This window comes from Sandarakinorhabdus sp. (assembly GCF_041689835.1).
GTDB lineage: Bacteria > Pseudomonadota > Alphaproteobacteria > Sphingomonadales > Sphingomonadaceae > Sandarakinorhabdus.
The window spans coordinates 1-4,601 of sequence record NZ_JBDNFM010000081.1; the positions used below are offsets into that span (position 1 = coordinate 1).

Here is a 4,601-nt window from a genome sequence, read left to right on the forward strand (position 1 = left end):
ACCAACGTGCTGCGCACCGGCAACAAGGGGCTGGCGGCGGCCACTTTGCTGCTGGATGCGGGCAAAGGGGCGGCGGCGGTTGCCATCGGCCGCGAACTGGGCGGCGAATTTGGCGCCATTGCTGCCGGCACTGCGGCTTTTGTTGGCCACTGCTTTCCTATTTGGCTCAAATTTCGTGGAGGAAAGGGCGTCGCGGTGATTTTGGGCATCACATTGGCCGCTGCGCCGCTTGCGGGCGTCATCGCGTTGGCCACCTGGCTCGGCGGCGCGTTGGTCACGCGGTATTCAAGCGTCGGCGGCATGCTGGCGGCGGTGGCCTGTCCAGCGGCGGTGTGGGCACTCACCGGCAATATCGGCTGGGTCACGCATCTGGCGGCGCTGGCGGCGCTGCTGATCTTCCTGCACCGGGACAATCTGGCCCGTCTCGCCGCCGGCACCGAATCGAAAATCGGGCAAAAGACCAAATGAGCCTGCCCGCTGATGCCGTCTCCCGGCTGCGGCTGATCCGCACCGAATCGATTGGTCCGGTCACTTATCGCCAATTGGTTGCCCGCTTTGGCGATGCGCAAACCGCGCTCAAGGCGCTGCCCGATCTCGCGCGGCGCGGCAATCGGCAGTTGGCGCTGCACCCCGAATCCGATGCGCTGGCCGAACTGGAAACCGCCGCAAAGCTGGGCGCGCATCTGCTGTTTCTTGGCACGCCGGATTATCCCGAACTGCTCAGCCGCACTGAATCCGCGCCGCCGGTGCTGTATGCGCGCGGCGATCTTTCCCTGCTCGATCGGCAGGCAGTGGCCATCGTCGGCGCCCGCAACGCCAGCGCGGCGGGCATCCGTTTTGCCCGGCAATTGGCGATGGATCTGGCAGAGGCGGATTATGTCGTGGTGTCGGGCCTGGCGCGCGGCATCGATGCGGCGGCGCACGCGGCGGCACTGGAGCGCGGCACTATCGCGGTGGTGGCCGGCGGGGTGGATGTGGCCTATCCGCCCGATCACGCCGATCTGATGGCGCGCATCGCCGATACCGGCCTGGTGGTGGCCGAACAGCCGCCGGGGGTGGAGCCGCAGGCCCGCCATTTCCCGCGCCGCAACCGCATCATCGCCGGCTTAAGCGCCGGCACCATCGTGGTGGAAGGCGCGCCCAAATCCGGCAGCCTGATCACCGCGCGCATCGCGGCCGATCTGGGGCGGGAGGTGATGGCCGTCCCCGGCTCCCCGCTCGATGCCCGCGCGCAGGGCTGCAACCTGCTGATTCGCGAAGGCGCCACGCTGATCCAGAACGCGGCCGATGTGCTGGAGGCGCTGTCCACCCTTTCCGGCCAGCCCGCGCTGCGCCTGAACGTCGCCGAGCCGATCCCGCTGCCAGACTTTGGCCCGGCCCTCACGCCCGATCCGGCCGCCCGCGCCGCGCTGCTCGCCCTGCTCTCCCCCACGGCCGTGCCCATCGACGATCTCATCCGCCTCACCAAGCTGCCGCCGTCGCAAGTGGCCAGCGTGCTGCTGGATCTGGAACTGGAAGGCGTGCTGGTGCGCCACGCGGGGGCGCGGGTGGCGTTGGGGTGAGGGGGAAATTCGGTTGGCGGGTTACAGTAATCGCGCCGAGCGGATGACATATCCAGCCGGCTTTTTCTGCCTCTGAAGCACCCCGTCATCCACCATTCTGTCCAGCCACGTTTTGGCCAATAGTTTGGGGACATGCAGTGCCGCAGCAAGCTCACCATCCTTGATTGCCTGTTGCGCAAATTCGATGATGATTGGCTGGACAGCGGCAAACAGTTGGTCTGCAGGGTCTAATGAGTGCTCAGGCTTGGCGTCAGATTCTGCATTCTCGTCCGGCGTAGCTTCAGCCGCATTGAACGGCGCGATTTTTTTCGCCGTCCCACAAATAAGACCGGTGGGACCTAACGCAGGGGTCGGATCCATCTGTGCTTTTAGCGATAGCTGTAACTCCGCTGGTTGTTCCGGAGCCGCATCGAGCAGGGTCTGCAAGTCCTCCGGTGCAGTCGGGTTGGGCCAATGAATGGCACCTTCGCTCCTGAGTGCGTCCAAACCGCGCTGCGGTGACCCAGTGGACCGGACGTACACCTTTGCGAGTTTGAGCTTTTTGAGCTGTTCGATTGCGCCTGCCCAGGTTCCACCCTTTTCGACATCCGAACTGACCACCAAGGCAGCGTCGGCGAGGGCATAGACATATTTGTTGCGCTGCATGGCATGCCCAGTGTTAAACCCGGCGTTTGGATCGTAGGGCGACACGAGGACAAGTTGGCCATTGAGTATCGTATCCCGGTGCTCGCGGGTCATGACCTGCTTTTCGAGGCTATCGGTCAAGATGCCGCAAGCCTTGCCGCCCGCCTCGAGAGCGCCGCGCATAGCCGCTTGGTCGATGCCCTTGGCACCACCCGACACGATGGGACGGTCGGCGCGAGCAGCAAGAAGCCCGACTTCCATGGCGTAGCGGCTAAGCTCTTCATTGACGTGACGGGAGCCCACGACTGCCAAGCCGCCCTCGTCCAGTGCGCCAACGTCTCCGCAACCGTACAGAGCAGCGGGAGCCTGGCTCCTCAGTTTAGCCTTCAAGCGTTTTGGATATTCGGGGTCGGCGCGGCTGATCACCCATATGGCGCGCTGCTGCCAGCGGTCCACCGCCTGGGCCAGTTGCAAACCACGGGCCAACAGCAATTTCAACCGAACTGGCTCGATGAAATTCCTGCATTCCTCAATGATTCTGGCTTCGTCCGGGCCAATGAGGTCCTCCGGTTGGCAACCAATTTCGTGGAGCCGCTGCGCGAGAGCCTTGTATTCGCCGGGGGTCAGCAAATCGGCTCCAGGTGTTCCTCGCCCGACAATGAGGGGGGCAGTCAAAAGCAGGATTGCCTTGGTGTTAGTCGTGAGTGGCTGCATCAGTCGCCGTGTCCTGTTTGTGCCAGCGCTACCGGATGGACTGGGCCAGCGCCATGCGAGCGAAGCAGCCACGCCGCGACTGTCAGAGTCCAGCGTGAATCGACCATATCATCGACCAACAAAACCGGTGCAGCCGGGATCGGAGTTGCGTTGAGTCCGAGCGCTCCATCCACATTGCGCGCCTGCTGCGTACTGTTCGCCATGGTCTTCTGTTCTGGCCTCTCATCGGTTCTCTGCAGTATCATGTGAAATGGTAGGCCGAGCGCACTCGCCAGGCGCAATGCAAAGTCGGGCACAAGCTCGGGGCGCCTCAACGAGGGGGCCGCCGTGACCCAAGTTGGCGCTGGCTGCGGGTTCCATTCTCGGATCATAGCAGCCATAGCTTCTACAAGGTCATCCGAAAAGCGGCCATCCAGATATTTGCCGCGGCTAACGAGACCGCCCCAGCCCGCATCGCCCCAAACCGACAATGCTTTCCCAGTCTGTGCACGCAGCCTTTCGGGGATCGCCCCGCGAACAAGATAGTGGGGCAGACCTCCCAAGGGCCACTTCTCGCGTGGTTTGATCGGTAAATTGGTTCGTCGAAGAAACGCGATGGCCCGGATTACGAGGTAATCGTTCAGATCAGCGGACAGCTCAGGCAAACGTGGCGTTGGAACATTGCTGTCTTCCCCGTCGAGTGCCCGGATCAGGAAGCCCATGTGCTGGCCGAACGGCAAATCGACATAACGCTGCATTTGCAGCGCCTCCTCGCGACGCAATGCGGTCAAACGCTCAGCGCGCTCCCAGAATTCTGGGATGAGCGTCGCTGCCGTCAGCTGCCACTTGCCGTCCAGCTTTGCGATCGGCGACGGAGACTCAAACGCCATCAAGGCGATGGCCTTTTCAATGCGCCCCGTGCTCAGGTTGACCTGCCCCAACAGTTGCGGGACGGACAAGCCGTGAGGCGCGCTGTCCAGCGCCTGTAACACTTGGGACACTTCCTCTTGCGTCGGGAACGCACTGCCGATGAAGTAGTTATTGATATCCGCTTCCTCCCGGCCGCTCAGCAGCACCCCATAGGCATTGTCAAGCGCCCGGCCCGCGCGCCCGACTCGCTGGTAATAAGCGACCACAGACCCGGGCGTCTGGTAATGAATCACAAACGCCAGATCTGGCTTGTCATAGCCCATGCCCAACGCAGTGGTCGCGACAACGGCCTTGTATCGGTTAGCGAGCAGGCCCTGTTCGATTTCCTCGCGGCGGTCACCGGTCTGGCCGGTATAGGATTCGACCACGTAGCCACACGACATTAGCCATGCGGTCACCATCCCGGCGTCGCGGACTGTCAGAGTGTAGATTATGCCACTGCCATCCAGCTGCGCCAGCTTGTCAGCAAGCCATGCCAGCCGGGCGGCTTGCGAAGGCAGCCGCATAGTCTGCAGTGTCAGCGATGTCCTCGCCAGATCGCCACGTAACACGTTAATGTTTGGGCCCAAAACCTCGGCTAGATCGTCCATGACGCGAATGTTTGCAGTTGCCGTGGTTGCCAACAGCCTCGAATTGGGCGGTAAGTTGCGGATAACACGTTCAAGCAGGCGATATTGCGGTCGGAAATCATGCCCCCAATCCGATATGCAATGTGCTTCATCGACTACAATCAGCGATATATCGTTGGCAATCTGGGCGAGCACTGTTGTCTGAAAGCGCTCATTGGCCAGT

General features: G+C 62.4%; 4 protein-coding genes. 2 read left to right on the forward strand and 2 right to left on the reverse strand.

Annotated elements, in window-relative coordinates:
• Positions 1 to 468: glycerol-3-phosphate acyltransferase (locus ACESL8_RS04150; RefSeq protein ID WP_372916262.1), on the forward strand; the 468-nt coding region annotated here is incomplete at its 5' end.
• The gene (gene dprA, locus ACESL8_RS04155) at positions 465 to 1,562 is read left to right on the forward strand and encodes a DNA-processing protein DprA (RefSeq protein WP_372916264.1); all 1,098 of its coding nucleotides are present in this window, start codon (positions 465 to 467) and stop codon (positions 1,560 to 1,562) included. The genes ACESL8_RS04150 and dprA, both read left to right, overlap by 4 nt.
• 21 nt (positions 1,563 to 1,583) lie before the next feature.
• Here dprA and ACESL8_RS04160 read toward each other — a convergent pair whose 3' ends face one another.
• Positions 1,584 to 2,900, reverse strand: a complete 1,317-nt coding sequence (locus ACESL8_RS04160; protein WP_372916266.1) for a DNA-processing protein DprA — start codon at positions 2,898 to 2,900, stop codon at positions 1,584 to 1,586.
• A partial coding sequence (locus ACESL8_RS04165; RefSeq protein ID WP_372916268.1) for a helicase-related protein occupies positions 2,900 to 4,601 on the reverse strand: 1,702 nt, incomplete at its 5' end. The genes ACESL8_RS04160 and ACESL8_RS04165, both read right to left, overlap by 1 nt.

Excerpts from the sequence above, each read along its gene's own strand:
- ACESL8_RS04160 (WP_372916266.1), bottom strand. The coding sequence starts at position 2,900 with ATGCAGCCACTCACGACTAACACCAAGGCAATCCTGCTTTTGACTGCC.
- dprA (WP_372916264.1), top strand. The coding sequence starts at position 465 with ATGAGCCTGCCCGCTGATGCCGTCTCCCGGCTGCGGCTGATCCGCACC.